We start from the raw sequence: 21544 nt of genomic DNA, 5'->3' as shown, positions 1-21544 counted from the left end.
GTGAAGTGCCAAATCGGGCGCGCCATTGTGCCGTTTTCCGGTCCCGCATACATTGCTGGCTCACTAGTCGGGCGACCCCCCTCCCCGACCCGTCAATCGAGCCGATGCGCCAGTTCACACACAAGCCGAGAATCGTCGCGAGCGCTGCTGACGCCGGAATGCGCGCGCGATTCGGATCCATGCACTGACGATCGTCGCTTGCCTGAGCTCGTGACATGAGGGGCGGCACCGATCTCGGTGCTGCCCCTTTCACGTTTGATACGAGATCGTACCAACTATGTCGTCGGAATTCAGCGAAGCACTCGATCCAGGCGCGGCAGTCGCCGCGCAAGCGCCGCCGGTGGAAAGTTTCTGGTCGGGCGTGCGGGAGGCGCTGCGCGGCTCGCGGCGTGACTACACCCAGGGTCCGATTGGTCGAGCGATACTCGTTCTCGCCGTGCCAATGGTCCTGGAGATGGTGATGGAGAGCGTGTTCGCCGTCTGCGACGTGTTCTTCGTCTCGCGGCTCGGCGCCGACGCGGTAGCGACCGTTGGCCTCACCGAGTCCATGCTCACGATCATCTATTCGATCGCGATGGGACTCGCGATCGGCGCGACAGCTATGGTCGCGCGCCGAACCGGCGAGCGCGATGCGGACGGAGCGGCGCGCGCCGCCGTGCAAGCCATCGTGCTCGGCGCGCTCATCGCGTCGGCGCTCGGTATTGCTGGCGGCATCATGGCGCCGCAGCTCCTGCGTATGATGGGCGCATCGCCGAGCGTGCTCGCGACCGGCACGACGTACGCGCGCATCATGTACGGCGGCAACGCGACGATTGTTCTTCTGTTTCTCGTGAACGCGATCTTCCGCGGCGCAGGCGACGCGGCGATCGCGATGCGGGTGCTCTGGCTCGCAAATGCAATCAACATCGCGCTGGGTCCGTGCTTGATCTTCGGACTCGGTCCTTTTCCCGCGCTCGGCGTCAAGGGCGCAGCCATCGCGACGAACATCGGCCGCGGGACGGGCGCGCTGTTCGCGTTGAGCCGGCTCCTGCTCGGGCGCAGGGGGCGGGTCACAATCACGCGCAAGCAGCTTCGTCTCCAGCCCGCGGTGATGCTGCGGATGATCCGGCTCTCGGCGAGCGGGACGCTGCAGACCATCATCGGAACGGCAAGCTGGATCGGGTTGATTCGCATCCTCTCATCGTTCGGCAGCGGCGTGCTCGCCGGCTACACGATCGGGATCCGCGTGATCATCTTTGCGCTGCTGCCGTCGTGGGGACTGGCGAACGCGGGCGCAACGATGGTGGGCCAGGCGTTAGGCGCGAAGAAACCGGAGCGCGCCGAGCGCGCGGTGTGGATCGCCGGTTTCTACAACATGTGCTTCCTCGGCGCGATCGGGCTGCTGTTCGTCTCGTTCGCCGGGCCCATTGCCAATATCTTCACCAGTGACCCGCTCGTGGTTCCTTACGCGGTGGACGCGTTGCGCATCATTGCATTGGGTTTCCTGTTCTACGCCTACGGAATGGTGCTGGCGGCGGCCTTCAATGGCGCGGGCGATACGATGACGCCGACGATCCTGAATGTCGTCGTGTTCTGGTTGTGGGAGATTCCACTTGCGTTCGTGCTCGCGGAGACGCTGCATTTCGGGCCGCGCGGAGTCTACCTCTCGGTGACGGTCGCGTTCTCGACGCTGGCGGTGCTGAGTGCGTTGATCTTCAGGCGAGGAAAGTGGAAGACGAGGACTGTCTGAGTGGTTGGTGGTTGGTGGTTGGTGGTTGGTGGTTGGTGGTTCGTGAACGTTACGACGAATCACCAATCACCAACCACCAGTTTGTCCGTGACGGACTTTGTCATGCAACGCAACTACGGAGTCTTGGTCGCTCCGCCGGAACCGGACCCGCTTCCCGATCCACTGCCCCCAGTCTGGCCTGGGACATTCACGTTCACGGTCGCCGTGGTGCGGCGCGTGAGACCACCACCGAATACGAACCAGCCAATCACCAGCAGCAGGATGACCACGACGATCGCCCACACCGCGCCCGAGCCACCGCTTCGAGACTCGCCGCTGGAGGGCGTTTGCTGAATGTTGACGTCCGCCATTGTTTCCTCCGAGTTCTATGCCTCCGGCCCCCTGCCGGCGGCGCCGCTCGATCGCTCGAAGGAGCCAAGCGTTCGAGCCGGTCTCGTCATATGCGGGGTGCGTGCCAAGCTGCGCGATAAACCGGCCTCTTCCGACCTCTAGCCGTCAGCGCGGCTCTCGTGCAGCCTTATCGCGGACTGTAACCCCCTGGAGATTCCAATGCGCACGTTCGTCGTGAGGCTCACGTTGCTCGCGTTGCTCGCCCCTGGTTCCGTCATCGCCCAGGAGACGCCCACGGAGCGCGACGCAGCTCGTTCCGTCGTGAAGCAACTCGATGACCTCGAACACTCGCTCGATGTCAACACACTCGTCTCGCGCCTCACCGGCCCGAGTGCGGGGCGCGATGCCGTCGTTGCGCGCGCAAAGGCGCTGATGGACAACGAGCTTATCGCACTCGGCGATGACATTACACGGCACCCGGAAATCGGCTTCGAGGAGACGCGATCGGTGCAGCTCCTCGTGGACTATCTCAAGAAGCACGATTTCGACGTGCAGATGGGCGTGGCTGGTCTCAAGACCGCCTTCGTTGCGCGCTACACGAAGTCATCCGGCTCGCCGAATCTTGGCATCATCCTCGAATACGACGCCTTACGAGGCACGAAGGGCGCTTTCCACGGCGATCAACACTCCACACAGGGACCGATCGGCATCGCCGCGGCGGTCGCCATCGCGGAGTATCTCACGAAGACGAAGACGCCGGGGTCCGTTGTCGTATTCGGGACGCCGGGTGAGGAGATGATGCCGCCTAACGCCAAGACCGTGATGTACGATGCGGGCGTCTTCAACGGGATCGACGTCCTCGTCCGCAGCCATTCGACCAGTGCCACGAGCCGTGCCGCGCCCGGCTTCGGTACGTGCTGCATGAATATCGACGGCGCGAAGTACACCTTTTATGGCGCGCCCGCGCACCAGCTCACGGCGTGGAACGGCCGCAACGCGCTCGAGGCAGTTATTCATCTTTTCAACAATATCGATGCGATTCGGAGCAACCTGCGCCCGGAGGCACGCATTCAAGGCGTGATCACCGAGGGCGGTGCGGCGCCGAATGTCGTACCCGACAAGACGGCCGCCGATTTCTATATTCGGTATCCCGACGAGGTCTACCTCGCGCAGGAGACGGAGATGGTCGACAACGCGGCGCGCGCTGCCGCGCTGGCAACGGGCACCGAGGTCAAGATCGATCACTACGGCCACAACCGCGACGGCGTGGGCGTGGCCACGCTCGACGAGCTCGCATTCGCGTACATGAAGAAGTACGGCGCGACAGGCGTGCTCCCCGAGCCGGGCAAACCGCAGGGCTACGAGGAGACGGGGAGCGTGTCGAGCAACATCCCGGGCGTTGGCTTCAGCGCCAAGTCGTCGAACGCGCCGAACCACACCTACGAGATGGAAGCGGACGCGCTCACCGATGTCGGACATCACGGCTTCGTCGTCGACGCGCAGGCGATGACCGCGCTCCTCTTCGATTTCGCGACGCATCCCGAGTACCGCGCGGCGGTGAAGAAGGAGTTCGATACGATCAAGGGATTGCATAACGAGTACCTCGACGCACTGCGGCGGGTGTACGTGGTCCCGAAGGTCGTTGGAGCTCGGTAGGAGGGCGTGAACTCACCCCTTCCCAACCATCTCTGGAGTGGAGAGTGGGGAGGTCATCCGGGCATGGCTGACACGAGCCCTCCGCTTCGCCGAACGATTGGTCCGCTACAGGCGACCGCGATGGTCGTCGGCACGATCATCGGCGCTTCGATTTTCGTTCAGCCGTCGACCGTCACGGGCGCCGTTCCCTCCGTCGTCGGTATCATTGCCGTCTGGATCCTCGCCGGCCTCCTCACGTTGGGCGGCTCGCTCATCGCCGCCGAACTGGCGTCGGCCTTTCCCGTCACGGGCGGCGTCTACGTCTATTTCACGCGCGCCTTCTCGCCCGCCCTCGGCTTTCTCTGGGGCTGGGCGATGTTCTGGACGATGCACACCGGCATCATCGCCGTCATCGCGATGATTTTTGCACGCTACCTCGGCGTGCTCGTGCCGCTGACCGATCTCGGCCAGCGCGTCGTCGCCGCCGGAGCGGTCGTCGTGCTCTCCGCGGTGAACTACATCGGCGTTAGGCAGGGAAGCGGCCTTCAGACCGCGCTCACCGCAGCGAAGGTGTTCGCGATCGCGGCGGTCGTCGTTGCCGCGTTCGCGCTCGGGCCGAATGTCGCCGTGCCAGGCGCGGCTCCGGCGCCCGTATCCGCGCGTGGCTTTCTCCTCGCCGTCGCCGCGGGCCTGTTCGCCTTCGGCGGTTGGCACATGGTAACGTACGCGGCGGGTGAGACGATCGAGCCGCAACGTACGATCCCCCGCGCTTTGGTCGCGGGGACGATGATCGTCACGGCGTGTTACGTTCTGCTCAACACGGCGTACCTGCACGTGCTGCCGCTCGGGCGAGTCGCGGAATCGACGCGTGTTGCCGCCGACGCCGCCGACGCGGTGCTTGGCCGCGGCGGCGCGGTGCTGATGGCAGTGCTTGTCGTCGTCTCGACCTTCGGCGCCCTCAGCGGCATCGTGCTCGCGGGCCCGCGCGCGTATCTCGCGATGGCCAACGACGGGCTGATCTTCCGACGGCTCGGCGACGTCCACCCACGCTATCAGACGCCGCACCGCGCGATCGCCCTCCAGGCCGTCTGGGCGTGCGTGCTCGTCGCGACAGGCACCTATCGGGTGCTGGTCGCGCGCGTCGTGTACTCGGAGTGGATTTTCTTCTCGCTGATGGCGATCGGGCTGCTTCAGCTACGGAAGCGAGGGGGCTTCGCCCCGGTGTTTCGCGCACCGTTAGGCGCAGTGCTTCCCGTCGCCTTTGCCGCCACGGCGCTGCTCGTCGCCACGAATCAGATCGTCGCGGCGCCCATGGACAGCCTAACGGGGCTCGTCCTCATCCTCATCGGCTGGCCCGCCTACCGGATCTGGGTCCGCCGAACCGTCACCTCCAATCCCCTCGTCGCCGATGGTAATTGACGTCCACAACCACTTCTATCCGCCCGAATACCTCGAGGCGCTGCGCGACAAGGACAGCGTCGTCCGCGTGACGATCGACGAAGCGGGCAATCCCTGCGTCCACTATCCCGGCGACTACAACGTCGCCGTGCGCGGCCATCGCGACATCGCCTATCGCGCCGAGGTCCTCGCGCGCGACGGCGTCGATACGCAGATCATTTCCCTAACCACACCGGGAACGCACGTCGAGCCACCAGCGCGTGCGGTGAAGCTTGCGCGGCTGGTCAACGACGCGTTCGCGGCGATCGTGCGTGAACGAGGGCCACGCTTCGCCGCGCTGGCGACGCTCCCGTTGTGCGATCCGGCGGCCTCCGTCGCCGAGCTGCGGCGCGCCGTCGAGCAATTGCACTTCTCCGGAGCGATGCTCTTCAGCAATGTGAACGGCGACGCGCTCGCCGACTCGCGCTTCGAGCCACTCTACGCCGAAGCGAATCGCTTGGGCGCCGTGATGCACATTCATCCGACGAGCCCCGTCGGCGTCGAAGCGATGACGGATTTCTGGCTCATGCCGCTCGTCGGCTTCCTGATGGACACGACGCTCGCGGCAGCGAAGCTCGTCTTCGCGGGAGTGCCGGAGCGATATCCGCGCATCAAGTGGGTGCTCGGCCATCTCGGCGGCGCGATTCCGTATCTCGCCGAGCGTCTCGACCGCGGGTGGCGCGCATTCGGTGAATGTCGAACGCAAATCACGCATCCGCCGAGCGAGTATTTACGGCGATTCTATTTCGACACGGTGAACTTCGATGCCAGGGCGCTGCGATTTGCGGCGGATTTCGGAGGCGTGAGTCAGCTCCTCGGCGGCAGCGATTACCCGCATGCGATCGGTAGCATCGATCTCATGAAGGAAAGCATCGCGAGTGCGGCGTTCTCGCCGAGCGAACGAGCGCAGATCCTTGCGGGGAATGCGGCGGGTGTCTATCGGACCAATTGAGCGGGATTCGCGTCGCGAAGGAACGCGCGCGCATCCGGATTCTGCTCAGAGGTCCGCGGCTCTCCTTCCTCCACGTGACTCGATGAGCGCAGCGATATTCGCTGCGCCCGCGCCGAGGGCGACATCGAGTGGAGCATTGCCATCGCCCGCGATGATGTTTGGGTCGGCGCCATGATCGAGCAACAGCCTAACGAGGCCGATTCGCTTTGATTCATCGAGCTCGTGCGCGCCGTCGACGTCGCTGAGGCGAGTCCATGCGGCCCAGTACAGAGGCGTGCACTGGGGCGCCTCCCACTGATCGAGGCGCTTGTCGATCGACGCCGGATCCTCGTGCAGGCGCGCTTCGACGTGCTCTCGGAGGTCGAAACTCGCGGCGTCGTGTATGTCGATCGCGCACTGCGCCCGCAACCAGTCGAACACCGCTTGCTGTTTGTTGTGCTGCGCCCACGAGAGCGGCGTCGAATTGAAGGGGTTGTCGCGATTGGTGAAGTCGGCGCCGCGGGCGACGAGCCGCTGGACCATCGTGAGGTCACCACTCCATGCCGCGCGATGCATGGCCGCGCCGTTATTGACGCCCGTCATGTTCCAGTTGCCGTCTTTCTCGAGCAGGAAATCGACGACATCGGGATGGTGATTCACGTACGCGAACAATAGCGCGAGGCCGATCGCGTCCCGCGCCGGCATCGGCGCGCCGTCACGACGCGGCCGCGAGGTCAGTTCTCCGTTGCTGTCGAAGAAGCCGCGCACGAGATCCATGCGACCGAGCGCCGCCGCGGAACAGATATCCGGCTTCGCGCCGAGCTCGATGAGCTTCTGCGCGGCGCGAATCCCATAGTTGGAGAGCGCAACGTGGAGGACATTTCGTTTTCCCCAGTCTGGAATCACGGTCTCCGAATTCCCGAGATCGAGCTTGGCGCCTCTGTCACGCAGCAGATCGATGAGCGGTCCGGAGCTGTTCGCCTCGCTCGCCATCCGGCTCGTGACGATCAATCCCATCGTCGTGCCAATGCTGCGGCCGAGGGTGAGCGCGTCCGGATCGGCGCCGCGATCGAGGAGGAGCCGCGCGATGTCGACGACGTTAGGCGGTACGGGCTCCTCCCGGCTGGGATTCCACGCCAGATGGTGAAGCAGCGTCGCGCCGGTGAAGTAGTGGAACGGCGGCTCGAGGTTCGTTCGCGCGCGCACGAGCTCGGGATGCGCGTCGAGCAACACGCGGAGCCGCTGCAGATCGCCCGCGACGATGGCGCCGACGGCCTCGGCAAATCGCGGGTGCTGCGTGAATGGCGCGACCCGGCGTGTGGCCTCGACGTCGTGCTTCAGAGAAGCCCAACTTGGGTATCCGTACTCGCGGGCGATGACGAGCTGCGCGTCGGCGAGGGCGAAAGGTGATGCGAACGCTCTCTCTGGAGGGTGCTGCTTGAATCTCGGGTGAGTGGCGGCAATCCGCGCGATGACGGACGCCTTCTTCTCGCGCTGGAGCTTCAGGAGCTCGTTTGCCTGGCGCTTGAGTTGCGCGAGATCGGGACGGGGCGGGAGGGTGCGAGTGGGCATGTGCGCTCCTTTCGTGAGCGCCCGATGTCCGCAGTACGGGCCGAAAGAAGCGATTTTGTCGGCAACGACTCCTCGTTAGGTGGGACTCGGTCCCTTTCCGCGGACTGGAGGCGCCCTACACGCTCGATCTGCAAGCTGTCGTGGGCGCGCGGCCGTGTCAACGCGCGATCCGCGAATTGGCTAGCTACAGCAGTCGCTTGTGCTTCTTTCGGCGCCGCGACTTGGACGACGACGGCCGCCGCAGCACGGACCGCGGTTCGTTCAGCGCCCTGAGTGCAAGCTCGGCAGTGTGTTTCCCGATTCCCCACTTGATGCGCCCGCGGTGGGTCCGCTGCACGTTCTGGACGACGGCCTTGACCTCGGCCGTCGAAGCCATGGGCGGATCGCTTGTCTCGTTAGGCGTGGCTTGTTTGTCGTCTGCCATGAGCGTCGATAAGTCCACGTAGCTTGACTATAGCGAAGGGGACACTGAGGCGACACATTTCCAGTGGCCCTAGCCAATCGGCTCCAGCCCCTAGCCCCTTTCCACCATGTCCAGCGCACCGACCGTCTCCGCCTCCGCCCTCGACATCGACGTCGCCGACCTGTCCCTCGAGGAGCTCTGGATGCCCTTCACGGCGAACCGCGCGTTCAAGCGCGCGCCGCGCCTGCTCACCGAGGCAAAAGGGATGTACTACACCGCAGTCGACGGCCGACGCATCCTCGATGGGACGGCGGGACTCTGGTGCGTGAACGCCGGCCACTGCCGCGAGCCGATCGCGCGGGCGATCGCCGAGCAAGCGGCACGGATGGATTACGCGCCGGGATTCCAGATGGGACATCCCCTCGAGTTCGAGCTGGCGTCCCGACTAACAGATATTTTGCCGGGGAAGCTCGACCACGTCTTCTTCGCCAACTCCGGCTCGGAGGCAGTGGACAGCGCGCTCAAGATCGCGCTCGCGTATTGGCAGGCGAAGGGCGAGCCGACGCGGACGAAGCTCATCGGCCGACTGCGTGCATACCATGGCGTCGGTTTCGGTGGGATCTCCGTCGGCGGCATCGATACGAACAAGAAGCAGTTCGCGGGCCAGCTCCTGCCTAACGTCGACCACCTGCCGCACACGCACGATCCGGCTCGAAATGCCTTCTCGCGGGGACAGCCGGAGCATGGGAAGGAGCTTGCGGACCAACTGGAGACGGTCGTCCAGAAGCACGGCGCGTCGACGATCGCGGCGGTAATCATCGAGCCCATGGCCGGATCGACCGGAGTGCTGATTCCACCGAAGGGATACCTCGAGCGGCTGCGGGAGATCTGCACGAGGCACGGCATCCTCCTGATCTTCGACGAAGTGATCACGGGCTTCGGCCGGCTCGGAGCGCCCTTCGCCGCGGACTATTTCGGGGTCGAGCCGGACGTGATGACGGTCGCCAAGGGCATCACGAATGCCGCGGTGCCGATGGGCGCGGTGTTCGTCCGGCGGGGCGTTTATGAAACGATCGTCAATGCAACCGAGCAGGGGATCGAATTTTTTCACGGCTATACCTACTCGGGACACCCTCTCGCCTGTGCTGCGGCGCTGGCGACGTTGGGCGTTTATCGCGACGAGGGGCTGTTCGAGCGCGCGGCGTCCCTCGCGCCGTACTTCGAGGACGCGGTGCACTCACTGCGCGTCGCGCCGCATGTGGTGGACATTCGGAATCTCGGCGTCGTCGCCGGCATCGAGCTGGCGTCGCGGCCGGGGAAAGCGGGCGCGCGCGCGTTCGAGGTGTTCACGCGGTGCTTCCAGGATGAGAATGTGCTCATCAGGACGACTGGCGATATCATCGCGCTGTCCCCGCCACTGATCGTCGAGGAGGGGCAGATCGACGAGATCATCGACGCGGTAGCGAAGACGCTCAAGCGGGTCGAGTGAGGGACTAATTAGGCAGCCACCAGCCGCGCCGGCGTCGTGTCGAGCGTAGCCACGGTCGTGTCGGGTGAAGCCCCGGTCGTGTCGGATGTAGCCCCGGTCGTGTCGAATGAAGCGGCGGTCGTGTCATACAAAGCCACGGTCGTGTCGTGTGAAATCACGGTCGTGTCATGCGAAGCCACGGTCGTGTCACACAGTGCCGCGGTGCACTCGCTCTGAGCCGACGTCGCCTTCAGTTTTGCGCGCGTCGCCTCACGAAGTGTTCTGGTCGCGCTTTATTAAGTCGCGGGCGCCTCACGATTTGGTAGCGACCGCTACCTATGCGGCACCGGCGCGCGCGTTCTTGCCGCGGTCGCGTTCAGAGTTGGACCGGTCGCCTTCGAAGTTGGACCGGTCGCCTTTCAATGTGGAACGTTTGCCTCTTTTGCCGGAGGCGCGGCGCAGACGCGAGGCCTCGTAGCGGTCGCACAGCTCCTCGATGAGATCTTACCAGAGCGAGCGATCGACCGCTGTGAACACGTCGGCCTACTGCGTCAACGGTGTCGCAACAAGCGGAGGTGCGCCTTCTACTACCTAATTAGGGTCAAGGCAGTCGCTGCTTCAGCCACCGGATCTGCCCGCGGTGATTCAGCTCGTCCTCGAACACGTGGAACCACTTGAAGTAGTTGTTCGCTTGACGCCCGTTCCAGAACGCCGTCGTCTGATCGAGCCAGCGATCGTCGTGGTGCGAGAGCTCCTCGAGCGTGAACGCGCGAACCACCTCGAGGGACTGCACGTAATGCGTGAGCGGCTTACCGCGAAGTGCGTCGCGCGCGCGATAGCCCAACTGCAAGGCGATCGACCACTCGCCGTCGTACTCCGGTGACGAGATGGCGCGACCCGCAAACGTTAGGCGCTGATACACGACCTCGACGCTCGCGATGTGGGTGAGCAGCGCGCCGATCGTGTTGCTCGACTGATCGTGCAGATGGTCGAGCTGCGGAGCGGTCAGGCCCTCGATGGCGCGAAGCGTCGTCCAACGCGCGTACGTCATCATGCCAACGAGGCGGCTGATGCCCGGCGAATAGCCCGGCATCGAACCGATCACGAACGACTCCGGCGGTTGCATGTCGGCGTCCTTTGTGTTCACGCGGCGATTGCAGCGGCGGGCGAATCTCGCCGACGCGCAAGATCCGCGCTAGCTTCTCCGCGCCGTAATTTCGCCTTCCTGTCCGGAGTCTCAACATGCGCGCCAACCTCCTCGCGCTCTCGCTCAGCAGCTTTCTCCTCCTCGCCAACGCTTCCGCGCAAACGACAGCGTCAAAGCCGCGCGCTCGTGATCTCGGTCTCTCGGCGAAAATCGGCGGTACGCCGGGCACGCTCGACGCGATCACCGACGTCGCCGGCGTGGAGGTCGGGCACACGACTCTCATCTCCGGCAACGGCGCGCTCGTCGTCGGCCAGGGACCGGTGCGCACGGGCGTCACCGTCATTCACCCGCGCGGCAAGACCGACCCGGATCCGGTGATGGGCGCGTGGTTCACGCTCAATGGCAATGGCGAGATGACGGGGACGACTTGGCTGCAGGAATCCGGCTTCCTCGAGGGACCGATCGCGATTACGAACACGCACTCCGTCGGCGTCGTCCGCGATGCGATTCTCCAGTGGCAGGTGCATCGTCCGGGTCTCCAACCCTGGGGGCTGCCGGTTGTCGCCGAGACCTATGACGGGCGGCTCAACGACATCAACGGTTTCCACGTCAAGCCTGAACATGTGCTCTCCGCGCTCGACGGAGCGCGCGGAGGCGTCGTGCCAGCAGAGGGGAACGTCGGCGGCGGGACGGGTATGGTGTGTCACGGTTTCAAGGGCGGTATCGGTACGGCGTCACGCAAGCTCGACGCCCGCGACGGCGGCTACACGGTCGGTGTCCTCGTGCAGTGCAATTGCTGCTCGCGGCGCGAGCTGCGCGTCGCCGGCGTCCCGGTAGGCGAAGAGATTCCCGATCTGACGTCGTGCGTCGCGTCGAGCGACATGTCGATCCGCGGACCTCGCTGCGACGCCGCCGCGCCGGCGAATCGCGACGAGGAGTCGGACGAGGGGCAAGGCTCGATCATCGTCGTCGTCGCGACGGACGCGCCGCTCCTGCCGCACCAGCTCAAGCGCATCGCGACGCGCGTCTCGTTAGGTATAGGACGCATGGGAGGCAAAGGCGAGAACAGCTCGGGCGACATCTTCGTCGCCTTCTCGACCGCGAACCCGCACGCCGCGGCCGACACGGGACTCGCGCACGTGACCATGATCCCGAACGGCAGGATCAATCCCCTCTTCTACGCGACCACGCAGGCGACGGAGGAAGCGATCGTCAACGCGATGCTACAAGCCGAGACCATGACTGGCGCGAACTTCGTTCGAGTCTACGCGCTGCCCGTCGATCGGCTCATGGCGGCGATGAAGAAATACGGGCGCTAGTCATGCTGTCATCAACCCGCTCTCACCTTTGTGCCGCCGTCGTCGACTTCGGCAGTTTGTCCAACGCCCACTGCACCGCCAGCGACGTCGTGTTCCACAACTGGACGTCCGAGCTCGTGCCGTACCGCACCGGTTGGAGCTGCCCTCCCTGGATGCGGTAGCTCCAGAGCTCGAAGTGCCGCAGTCCCGAGGCATCGACCGCGCTCTGGACCTTGCGCAGCGCGCTCGTTAGGCTCGCGACATACGCCGTCTGCGACGGATCGTGCGGACGGCCGCGGGCATCGACCGCGAGCGCGATCTGATGCGCCAGGCCGAGCGTGATGAGGTTCACCTCCCGCCCCCACACGACGCGCGGCGAGTGGTACTGGTCCCGCTCGAACGTACTCCACACGTCCGGTGTCGAGTACGCGTCGTTCGCGACGAGTGGACCCAACCGGTCGACGAACAGTCCCGCGGGATAGGGCCTGACGAATGGATCGATGTTCCGGAACGGCGTGATATCGAGAGCGGCCTGCCCCCGGCCGCTCAAGTCGGCGAGAAAAAGCGCCGTCGCTGGATCGGTGTTCACGACGTCGATCGGACGGCCCGCCGCGTCGAGCGAGAGCGCGAGAAAGGTGATGGAATCGCGATCGGCGTCGGTGTTCGCGAGCACGCCGATCCAGTGGCCACGCTCCACCTCCGGGAGCGACGCGAGCTTGGCGCGAATCCGCGCCTGCGCGTCGGCGGGTGCCAGCCTGACGACGAAGTGCCGCACGGCACCCGACCACACGCGTTCGGCGCTCGCCAAGGCCATCGGGTCTGCGAGGTACTTCGCGAAGTTTGGTCCCGGCGTGGCTCCGGGAATCGAAGCCCCCTGCGCGAGACCAAGCGTGCGAAGCGACGCAATGATATCCCCGATTGCCTGTAGCGACGTCGGTACCCAGATCGCGTTGATGTCCATCGCGAAGCGCCCGTTCGCGTAGCCCGCGCCGCTGTCGCGCCAGCTCTCCGACTCCCAGTGCGTCGCGTCACGGGCGGCAAACCCGACTAGGTTTGTCGCGTCCGGCTGCGCTGCATACGGTGCCGCGCGCAGCGCCACGACCTCGAGCTCCTGAACGAGCAGCGATAGGCGCGGCACACCACGCTCGCTCCCGCGCCAGAAGGTGCGCTTCTTGTTGGCGTCGAGCCGCGGATCGGCGAGATATCGCGCAACGAGTACCGGCAGCTGGAACTCGTCGTCGATCATGTGATAGTTCTCGCGCACGCGCTCCAGATCGCCAATCACGACTCGCGCTCGGGTGACGAGCGCCTCGGCGTCGCGCGCCGCGCCGCGCTTCGCCATGGCGCGCGAGGAGTCGACGAGCCGCACGTACTCGGCGGCGCCTTCGCGAATCGCCTGGCCGCCGAGCGCCTCCTCATGGCTCACTTCACCGTTAGGCGCGAGCTTGCGCAACACGCTGCCGATGACGTGCTCCATCATCGTCGGCGTCCATACCTGCTGCATCATCAGCGACGACATCATCTGGTCGCGGCCGAAGTAGGTCGCGAAGTTTGGCAGCCCGGCCATCAGCTTCTCGCGCGAACTGAGGAGCTCGACGGCACGCAGTTGCCGCTCGACGCGCGGGTCATGCTTCGAGACCGAGTCGGCGAATGCCAGGAACGCACGATCGAAGATCTCGCCGCGGCTGAGCGGCGTGAGCGACCGCGCATCCGTCGCCACCCGCACGGCGAGATCGATAGGGCCACCGCCGCGAGCGTCGAGCGCAATCGCTCGGCCGATGACCTTGCCGCTCACGCGCGCCGTGTCGTAGGTAATCTCGATGCCAAGGTGATTTCTTCCCGTTAGGCTCGCTTTGGTTACCCGCAGGATGTCGCGGGCTCCGGCATGGACGATGGTCACGCGTGGCTCGAGCCGGCCACGGAGCTCGGTGATGCTGCTCGCATGCAGCAGGACGAGCTCCCGTCGACGCTCCTCCGCAGGCATTCCGCTCAGCCGCGCGACGAGAGAGTCCTCCTCGGCGACGTGAAAGCCGGGCGCGGTGAAGGGATCGAGGTGCTTGCGCCAATACTGAAAATCGCGCTCGATGCGCATCGTGCCGAGGACGAACCAGCCGAGCCGGAGCGCACGGCTATTGGTCGTTAGGTGATAGCTCACGACGCGCGTCGAACCGGAGTCCGACGTGAGCGCGATCTCGCTGCCCCAGTTGACCGCCGCGGGCGCGCCGGCCGAGTCGCGGACCGTAAGGCCGATGCTCTCGTTGGCGGCATCGGCCCAGAGATTGACGACGCGTCCTTCGTTGCGACGCAGATACACCTGCAAAACGTTCCCCTTCGAGTCGCGATAGAAGCGCGTGCTGTACCCTTGATAAGCGCTGGTGTCGTCGAGTCTTGGATCGGGGAGCGAGAGAACCGGTAACTCGTCTCTGGTTGTGGGGACGCGCTGAGCGTGAGCGATCGACGCTGTGAAGATCAGCGCGGGCACGGCGAAGGATGACCAAGAAGAGATCACGGTTTCACCTGAATTAGCTCTAGCGTCTCGTTATTTCGCGCGACCGCAATGAACTTCGCGCCGTGCGCGCCTCGCACCAACGCCATATGACGCACCTGTCCCTCGATATCGAGATTCGTGGCCTCGAGATCCGCCGCGGTGAAATGTCCCTCGCCCGCGCCACGTAACAGCAAACCCTTGCTGGCATCGTACTGGCCGAAAATCGGCGGAGCGCCGTAGATGTTGCCGGCAACCAGCAGATCGATGTGACCATCGCGATCGAAATCATCGGCGATAAAGGCATTCACCGGTGCGAACTGCGCTTCGGACGGGAGATTCCGCAGAGTGAAATGACCATTTCCGTCGTTGAACGCAATGGCGCTCGCGAAGTCGTGCGTCTCCAGTACCTTCGCCTTCGCGAGCTCCGCGGACGGGAGAATGTCTTCGATCCGGCTCGCGCCGAACGACGCGTACGTGGGGAACCTGGTTCGGAGCTGCGGCATGAGGCGCAGCAGCTCGTCACGCCCCGCAATCGGATAGCTGACGCCGCCCTTGTATGACGTGAGAACTTGTTTAAGCACGCCCGTAGAGAAGAAGTCACCGACGTAGAGCCTCACCGGCTCATTCGCCGACGCGCGCAGATACGAGTTGAGTCCGAGATTGCCTAACAGGAGATCCTTGCGCCCATCTCCGTTGACGTCGGCCGCCGACACGGTATTCCACCAGCCTTCCGTACCCGCGAGCCCCGCCGCCTGCGTGCGATCGGCGAACCGTCCATGCTCTTGCCGGAACACGCGCACCGGCATCCACTCGCCAACGACGACGAGATCGAGCTTCCCATCATTGTCGTAGTCGATCCACGACGCCGAAGTCACCATGCCGGCGTCGGCAAGCGCCGGCGCCTTGTCACGCGTGACGTCCGTGAAATGACCTTTGCCGTCATTCTCGAGCAGATAGCTGCGTGGCGTGAGACCATAGTTGCGCGCCACCGCGCGCCGGCCGACAAAGAGATCGATGTGGCCGTCACCGTTGAAATCACCGGGCACGACACACGAGCCACTCTCCGCGAATCGCGGCAGCGCCTGCGTGTCTCGATGGAAATTGCCCTGCCCGTCGTTGATGTAGAGCCGATCCTGGAGCGCGTCGTCGTCGCCCCAGAATTCGTTCCCTCCGCTCACGACGTAGAGATCGAGATGACCGTCTCCATTCGCATCGAAGAAGACGGCATCGACATCCTCCTGGAGGCTGTCGGCCTGAAACGCGGGTTGCTTGCTCTCCTTGAACGTGCCGTCGGGCTGCTGAATGAAGAGTCGTCCTGACTGCCATTTCGCCCCGCCGACATAGATGTCGTCGAGCCCATCTCCGTTGACGTCGCCGACGGCGAGCGCCGGTCCCTCCGTCGACAGGAGATGTGGAATCAGTGGCTCGCGCGTGTAATCGGCGAAATCGTTCTCCTGGTGCTTGAAGTCGATTCCGGAGCGTGCCGTAGCGTCGGCGAAGCGCGGCCGGAACGTCGTGTCGCGGCGATACGCGTACTTTCCCGCGGCTTTGTCCTGCTCGAGCGTGAGCATCCGATCGACCGGAATGTTCGTCAGCACTTGATAACGTCTGTCGGGCCAGATGACGGTGAGCGAATCGGCCTGCGTCGCGCGCCCGAGTCCGAAGTGCAGGCGCGGATCAACGGACGACTCGAAGCCGCGCGTCGGCATCTGCTCGAGCAGCTGCGTCTTCCCGCCGGCAACGATCGTCACCTTCGATCCGATCCCCGCCGTGTTGCCGCGGGCACCGTGAAGCTGCAAGCCCAGATAGTGCGAGGCGCCGGGATTCAGCTCGCGCACGCGATTGCGATAGATCGAGGCGGGCGCATTGATGTTGTTGACGACGAGATCGAGCGCGCCGCTGTTGTTGAGGTCCACGTACGCCGCGCCATTCGAGAAGCCAGGTTGCGCCAGTCCCCAGGCGCTCGCGACATTCGTGAAGGTGAGATCGCCGTTGTTCCGGAATGCGTAGTTAGGCAGCGGCACCTCGGGCATCCTTTCGAGCACCGCGGCCGAATTCTCGCGAGTGATCCCCTGGGCGAGCGACGCCTGGATCGCCTCGTTGCTGATGTAATTGACGTAATCGAGATCGTTAGGCCGCCGGTAGATACCGTTGGTGATGAACAGATCCTTGTAGCCGTCGTTGTCGAGATCCGCAAACAGCGGCGACCAGCTCCAATCCGTCGCCGCGACGCCGGCGAGGAACCCAATTTCGCTGAACCGCCCTCCACCACGATTCAGTTGCAGCGTGTTTCGCTCGTACTGCGGCTGGAAGCCGGCGCGAGCCTGCATGTTGAAGAGATCGACGCTCTCGGTGCTCGCCGAGCTCTTGAGAATACTCTCACGCTCGGGAAGCATGTCCGTCACGATCAGGTCCGGCCGGCCATCGTTGTTGAAGTCCGCCGCGTCCACACCCATCGAGAAGCGGCTGGTATGGCCCATCGCCTTCGCAACCGATTCGGTGAACGTTCCGTTACAATTGTTGATATAGAGGTAATCGTTCTCCTGGAAATCGTTGGCGACATACAGGTCGGGACATCCATCGAGATTGAAATCGCTCGCGACGACGCCGAGGCCGAACGCACCGGCGCGGTCGGCAACGCCGGCGCTTTCGCTCACGTCGACGAAGCGGCCGCCGTCGTTCCGAAACAGGCGATCGCTTCCCTTGGGCGTGCCGGTACCCTGAGCCGCGCGCCCGCGATCGCCGTGCGTCGAATGGTTGAGCAGGAACATGTCGAGGTCGCCGTCGCCGTCGTAGTCGAAGAACAGCGCTTGCGTCGAGTAGCCGACGTGATCGAGCCCGTATTCCTTTGTGCGATCGGTGAACGTGCCGTCGCCATTGTTGATGTAGAGAACGTTCCGCCCATGCATCGCGAGGTAGTCAACGGCCGATACGTAGATGTCGACGTAGCCGTCGCCGTTCACGTCCGCCATGGTGACGCCGGTCTTCCACCCGATGGAATCGGCAACCCCGGCGCGATCGGTGATGTCCTCGAAGCGATAATTCCCCTTGTTCAGATAGAGATGGTTCGCGCCGAGATTGGACGTGAAATAGAGGTCCGGAAGGCCATCGTTATTGACGTCGCCGACGGCGACCCCGCCGCCGTTGTAGTAGTACAAGTAGCTGAGAAAGTTGAACGACGAGTCTTCCGGCAGCCGGTTCATGAAGGTGACGCCCGTCGCACTGGGTGACAGCGACTCGAAGAGCGGGGGCCCGGCTGGCCGCTCGCGCCTGGCCGTGCACGACGCGGCGGCCAGGGTCACAAGAACGATCCCGAACGTGCGGAGCCTCACGAGAGGGTGCCAGGCGCGTCTCGACCACGAAGCACAACTTGCGCGCCGACGCGTAAGACCGTCAGTTAAAGCTGACGCCGTTTCCACGCCGTTCTGACCCGTCGGGAGGAATCGCATGCCGTCGCTTTCGTCACATCGTCTGCTGGGTGCCGCGCTTCTTGCCGCGTTCGTCGCAGCCTGCTCGCACGGCGGCACTCCTGCCACCAAGACTGCTCCGACCCCTGATGCGACGGTCACGTCTCAGGATATCCATCCCGCGCCGGATGAGCCGATCGAGAAAGTGCTGCAAGGTCGTGTCTCCGGTGTGGATGTATTCCAGGGTCCGGACGGGCTCATCGTGCGCATTCGCGGACAGAACTCCGTCTACGGCGAGCCGCTGTATGTCGTGGATGGTCAGGTAATCCAGCCAGGTGCGAACGGCAGCTTGAGCGGCATCAATCCCTACGACATCGATTCGATCAAGGTGCTGAAGGATGCGGCGAGCCTAACGATGTACGGCAGCCGCGGCGCGAATGGCGTGATCGTCGTCAAGACCAAGAAAGCGAAAAACCCGCAATAGCCGGTCATTGGGTTTTCCGGGCGCTGCGCGTGGCGACGGTTACGCCGCGATTGGCGCGGAAGAAGAGAGGACGGTCGTTGTTGCGCGTGACGACGTACAGATCGCCACGCGCCGTGCGTAGGCGCGCGATATCGCGCGCCTGACCGGGAACGAAGAAGCCGCTCTCCCGTGGCCGCTCGGGAGTGAAGCTTCCCTTCCCATCGCCACGCAGCATGAGCCCATAGCTCGCCGCCATGCGCCCAATCTGCGGCTTGAATCCGTCGAAGTTGCCGGCGAGCAACAGGTCGGTGTGGCCGTCGCGGTCGACGTCCGCCGCGAGCATGCCATAGATCGGCGCGATCTGCGCTTCGTCAGGCAGCGGCACGACCTTGAACGAGCCGTCGCCCTTGTTGAGAACCAGCGACGTCGCGAACGTGTAGGCCTTCTTCACGACCGCGTCCGACAACTCCTGTGGTGTGAAGATATCGGTGACCGACTTGCCCGCGAAATCCTTGTGGCGCGGGAATCGCGAGGCGAGAAACGGCAGCGCCCCGAGCAGCTCGTCTCGCTGTGGAAGCGGATAGCTCACACCATGATTGTAGATCGAGATGATCTGCTCGGCGATGTCGTTGCCGTCGAAGTCCTTCACGTACATCGTCACTGGCTCGTTAGGCGACGCGCGGAAGAGGCTGTTGAGCCCGAGGTTCGCGACAATGAAGTCGACCTTTCCGTCACCATTGAGGTCCCCGGCGATGATGCGATTCCACCAGCCATTGGTGTTCTCGAGCCCCTTCACCTGCATGCGCTTGAGGCGGCCGCCACCCTCGTTGTGGAAGATGGTGATTGGCATCCACTCGCCGACCACGATGAGGTCGAGACGCCCGTCGCCGTCGATGTCACGCCACATGGCGTCCGTCACCATGCCGACGTGCTGGAGCTCGGGCGCCAGCGTCGCCGTCACATTGGTGAAGTGTCCTTTGCCGTCGTTGCGCAGGAGCATGCTTTCCGGATCGGCGCCATACGCCCACGGCGACACGCGTCCGCCGACGAACAGATCGATCGTGCCGTTGCCATCGTAGTCGGCGGCGACGACGCGTGAGCCGCTCGACGACTCCGGCGGGAGATATCCGACGGCCTTGTGAAATTTTCCATGCCCGTCGTTGATGTATAGCCGGTCCTGAAGCGCCGTTGCCCCTTCGTTGTACTCGTTGCCGCCGCTCACGACGTAGAGGTCGGGGCGGCCATCGCCATTCGCGTCGAAGAAGACGGCGCCGAGATCCTCCGAGATCGCGTCCGCGGCGAAGAGCGAATCGTTCGCGCTCACGAAGCGTCCGTCGCGCTGCTGAATCAGGAGCTTGCCGCCCTGGTTCTTCGCGCCGCCGATGTACACGTCGTCCAGGCCATCGCCGTTCACGTCGCCAACGGCGAGATAAGGACCCTCGGTCGAGAGCAGCTTGGGCATCAGCGGCTCTCGATCGAAGTCGGCGAAGTCGTTCTCCTGATGCTTGAAGTCGAATTTTGTGTCGGCGGTGACGTCCGTGAAGAGCGTGGTTGGTGATTGGTGATTGGTGATTGGTGTTTTGCCCACCGCATCGCGTTCGTGCACTGTCACCGACTGATTCGCGGCGATGTCTCGAAGTGTCGTGACCTTGCCCGTCGGCCACTGCACGCCTAACGAGTCTACCGTCGCGTGGGCGCCGAGGCCGAAATCGAGCACGTAGTCGACGCTCGACTGAAAGCCCCGCTGCGGTGACTCTTCCTGCATGAACGTGTCATCCGCGGCGTACACCGTGACGCGTGCGCCAATACCGAATCGATTCCCTCCGTCGCCCGCCAGCGCGACGCGGAGAAAGTGATTCTCGGGATGCAGCTTGCGCGCGTTGTTGCGATAGATGAAGGCTTCCTGATCGACGTTGTTCACGACGAGATCGAGCGCGCCGTCGCCATCGAGGTCGGCGTACGCCGCGCCGCTCGAGAAGCTCGGCGTCGCGAGCCCCCAGGCCGCGGCTTCGTTCGTGAAATGCAAGCCGCCGGTGTTATGGAACGCATAATTCAGCAGCGGTGTGGACGTCATCGCGCCAGTCAGCTTGAGAAGGTCGGCGCGCTGGCGGCCCTCATTCGTCATGCTGCGAATCGTCGCGCCGTTCGCGATGAAGGCGATGTAGTCCTGGGACGTCACGTCCTTCGCGATGCCGTTTGTGACGAAGATGTCCTTTCGCCCATCGAGATCGAGATCGGCGATGAGCGCGCTCCAACTCCAGTCCGTTCGCGCGACTCCAGCCATCTGGCCCAGTTCACTGAAGGTGCCATCACCGTTGTTGCGCTGAAGCATGTTGCGCATGATCTGATGGTGATAGCCGCCGTGCACGCGACTCTGGTACGTCTCCCAGTTCTCGAAGGTGGAGGTGGTCGCGAGACGAACCTGGTCCTCCGGCAGCATATCGGTCGTGTAGACGTCGAGCCATCCGCTATTCTCGAGATCCGCGACATCGAGACCCATCGAGAAGTAGCTGACGACGGGCATCTCCTTGTCGAGCACTTCGCTGAACGTTCCGTCGCGATTGTTGATGTACAGATAGTCGCGTTCGGCGAAGTCGTTGGAGACGTAGATGTCCGGCCATCCGTCGTTGTTCACATCGGCTACGGCCACCCCGAGACCAAAGGCGATATCGGGGCTGTAAATGCCCGCTTGCCCGGTCACGTCGCTGAAATGTCCGCCGTCGTTGTGGTAGAGCTTCGCGCCGCCGTATTGACTCCGTTCGCTGCGCAGATTTCGCTGGCCGGCGTTGCTCACCGACCGCGGCGAGTTCTCGATCACGAAGAGATCGAGCTTGCCGTCGTGATCGTAGTCGAGAAATGCTGCCTGCGTGGAATAGCCTTCGTCGGCGACGCCGTACTCCTTCGCCTTTTCCTTGAAGTGCGGGATGCCATCCTTGTCCACGCCCTGGTTGATCCAGAGCTGGTTCGGGCGCTGCTCTGGCGTCCCGGGCCCCGCGCGGCAGATGTAGATGTCGAGCAGGCCGTCGCCGTTCACGTCCGCGATGGCGACACCGGTGGTCCACGAGGCCCGGTCTGTCGTTAAGCCAGATGCCTTAGTGATGTCGCGGAAGTGGAACTGCCCCTTGTTCAGGTAGAGCTTTGGCCCCTCCTCGTTCGAGGTGAGCACCACCTCGGGAAGGCCGTCGCCATTCAGGTCCGCGACTGCGACTCCGCCCCCGTTATAGAAGTTCCGGTAG

At 64.1% G+C, this 21544-nt stretch carries 15 protein-coding genes; 8 read left to right on the top strand and 7 right to left on the bottom strand.

Translation table 11 applies throughout. The features are described 5' to 3' along the window. The first annotated feature begins 277 nt into the window (after positions 1-277). Entirely contained in the window at positions 278-1729 is a 1452-nt protein-coding gene (locus tag VGH98_00975; protein HEY2374520.1) for an MATE family efflux transporter, read from the top strand. Between the two features lie 113 nt (positions 1730-1842). Here VGH98_00975 and VGH98_00970 read toward each other — a convergent pair whose 3' ends face one another. Beyond that, positions 1843-2079: a hypothetical protein gene (locus VGH98_00970; protein ID HEY2374519.1), complete on the bottom strand. Its 237-nt coding sequence runs from the start codon at positions 2077-2079 to the stop codon at positions 1843-1845. Between the two features lie 199 nt (positions 2080-2278). On the opposite strand from VGH98_00970, the gene VGH98_00965 reads away from it, so the two are divergent. The 3 genes from VGH98_00965 to VGH98_00955 all read left to right on the top strand — a co-directional run bounded on the left by VGH98_00965 (position 2279) and on the right by VGH98_00955 (position 6083). After that, the gene (locus VGH98_00965; GenBank protein HEY2374518.1) at positions 2279-3715 is read left to right on the top strand and encodes a peptidase dimerization domain-containing protein; all 1437 of its coding nucleotides are present in this window, start codon (positions 2279-2281) and stop codon (positions 3713-3715) included. Between the two features lie 63 nt (positions 3716-3778). Then, positions 3779-5113, top strand: a complete 1335-nt coding sequence (locus VGH98_00960; protein ID HEY2374517.1) for an amino acid permease — start codon at positions 3779-3781, stop codon at positions 5111-5113. Continuing rightward, positions 5103-6083: an amidohydrolase family protein gene (locus VGH98_00955; GenBank protein HEY2374516.1), complete on the top strand. Its 981-nt coding sequence runs from the start codon at positions 5103-5105 to the stop codon at positions 6081-6083. Before VGH98_00960 ends, VGH98_00955 begins: the two co-directional genes overlap by 11 nt. Positions 6084-6128: 45 nt before the next feature. Here VGH98_00955 and VGH98_00950 read toward each other — a convergent pair whose 3' ends face one another. Both VGH98_00950 and VGH98_00945 read right to left on the bottom strand, forming a co-directional pair. Continuing rightward, on the bottom strand, positions 6129-7634 hold the full coding sequence (locus VGH98_00950; GenBank protein HEY2374515.1) for an ankyrin repeat domain-containing protein: 1506 nt from the start codon (positions 7632-7634) through the stop codon (positions 6129-6131). A 184-nt stretch (positions 7635-7818) separates the two neighbouring features. Further along, entirely contained in the window at positions 7819-8058 is a 240-nt protein-coding gene (locus VGH98_00945) for a hypothetical protein (GenBank protein HEY2374514.1), read from the bottom strand. Positions 8059-8164: 106 nt separating this feature from the next. On the opposite strand from VGH98_00945, the gene VGH98_00940 reads away from it, so the two are divergent. Then, positions 8165-9526, top strand: a complete 1362-nt coding sequence (locus VGH98_00940; GenBank protein HEY2374513.1) for an aspartate aminotransferase family protein — start codon at positions 8165-8167, stop codon at positions 9524-9526. A 36-nt stretch (positions 9527-9562) separates the two neighbouring features. Further along, the gene (locus VGH98_00935; GenBank protein ID HEY2374512.1) at positions 9563-9742 is read left to right on the top strand and encodes a hypothetical protein; all 180 of its coding nucleotides are present in this window, start codon (positions 9563-9565) and stop codon (positions 9740-9742) included. Positions 9743-10106: 364 nt separating this feature from the next. On the opposite strand, the gene VGH98_00930 is transcribed toward VGH98_00935, so the two are convergent. Continuing rightward, complete coding sequence (locus VGH98_00930) at positions 10107-10652, bottom strand: DUF664 domain-containing protein (GenBank protein ID HEY2374511.1); 546 nt, start codon at positions 10650-10652, stop codon at positions 10107-10109. A 95-nt stretch (positions 10653-10747) separates the two neighbouring features. On the opposite strand from VGH98_00930, the gene VGH98_00925 reads away from it, so the two are divergent. Continuing rightward, positions 10748-11971: a P1 family peptidase gene (locus VGH98_00925; GenBank protein HEY2374510.1), complete on the top strand. Its 1224-nt coding sequence runs from the start codon at positions 10748-10750 to the stop codon at positions 11969-11971. 22 nt (positions 11972-11993) lie between these two features. Here the strand turns inward: VGH98_00925 and VGH98_00920 are convergent, their stop codons facing one another. Beyond that, entirely contained in the window at positions 11994-14459 is a 2466-nt protein-coding gene (locus VGH98_00920; protein HEY2374509.1) for a hypothetical protein, read from the bottom strand. Continuing rightward, positions 14456-17770 (bottom strand): VCBS repeat-containing protein, encoded by a 3315-nt coding sequence (locus tag VGH98_00915; protein HEY2374508.1) that lies wholly within the window; start codon positions 17768-17770, stop codon positions 14456-14458. The genes VGH98_00920 and VGH98_00915 overlap by 4 nt, the downstream gene beginning before the upstream one ends. A 115-nt stretch (positions 17771-17885) precedes the next feature. Here VGH98_00915 and VGH98_00910 point away from each other — a divergent pair, with 115 nt between their 5' ends. Then, positions 17886-18329 (top strand): TonB-dependent receptor plug domain-containing protein, encoded by a 444-nt coding sequence (locus VGH98_00910; GenBank protein ID HEY2374507.1) that lies wholly within the window; start codon positions 17886-17888, stop codon positions 18327-18329. 4 nt (positions 18330-18333) lie between these two features. Here the strand turns inward: VGH98_00910 and VGH98_00905 are convergent. Continuing rightward, the coding region (locus VGH98_00905) for a VCBS repeat-containing protein (GenBank protein ID HEY2374506.1) at positions 18334-21544 on the bottom strand (3211 nt) is incomplete at its 5' end.

The sequence above is a fragment of the Gemmatimonadaceae bacterium genome, assembly GCA_036496605.1.
Classification (GTDB): Bacteria; Gemmatimonadota; Gemmatimonadetes; order Gemmatimonadales; family Gemmatimonadaceae; genus AG2.
Note: the sequence above shows the minus strand (reverse complement) of the source record. Positions and strands in the feature narration are given on the sequence as shown.

What these genes read in the sequence shown, in the direction of transcription:
- VGH98_00975 (HEY2374520.1), top strand. Translation starts at nt 278, where the DNA reads ATGTCGTCGGAATTCAGCGAAGCACTCGATCCAGGCGCGGCAGTCGCC.
- VGH98_00970 (HEY2374519.1), bottom strand. Translation starts at nt 2,079, where the DNA reads ATGGCGGACGTCAACATTCAGCAAACGCCCTCCAGCGGCGAGTCTCGA.
- VGH98_00965 (HEY2374518.1), top strand. Translation starts at nt 2,279, where the DNA reads ATGCGCACGTTCGTCGTGAGGCTCACGTTGCTCGCGTTGCTCGCCCCT.
- VGH98_00960 (HEY2374517.1), top strand. Translation starts at nt 3,779, where the DNA reads ATGGCTGACACGAGCCCTCCGCTTCGCCGAACGATTGGTCCGCTACAG.
- VGH98_00955 (HEY2374516.1), top strand. Translation starts at nt 5,103, where the DNA reads ATGGTAATTGACGTCCACAACCACTTCTATCCGCCCGAATACCTCGAG.
- VGH98_00950 (HEY2374515.1), bottom strand. Translation starts at nt 7,634, where the DNA reads ATGCCCACTCGCACCCTCCCGCCCCGTCCCGATCTCGCGCAACTCAAG.
- VGH98_00945 (HEY2374514.1), bottom strand. Translation starts at nt 8,058, where the DNA reads ATGGCAGACGACAAACAAGCCACGCCTAACGAGACAAGCGATCCGCCC.
- VGH98_00940 (HEY2374513.1), top strand. Translation starts at nt 8,165, where the DNA reads ATGTCCAGCGCACCGACCGTCTCCGCCTCCGCCCTCGACATCGACGTC.
- VGH98_00925 (HEY2374510.1), top strand. Translation starts at nt 10,748, where the DNA reads ATGCGCGCCAACCTCCTCGCGCTCTCGCTCAGCAGCTTTCTCCTCCTC.
- VGH98_00910 (HEY2374507.1), top strand. Translation starts at nt 17,886, where the DNA reads ATGCCGTCGCTTTCGTCACATCGTCTGCTGGGTGCCGCGCTTCTTGCC.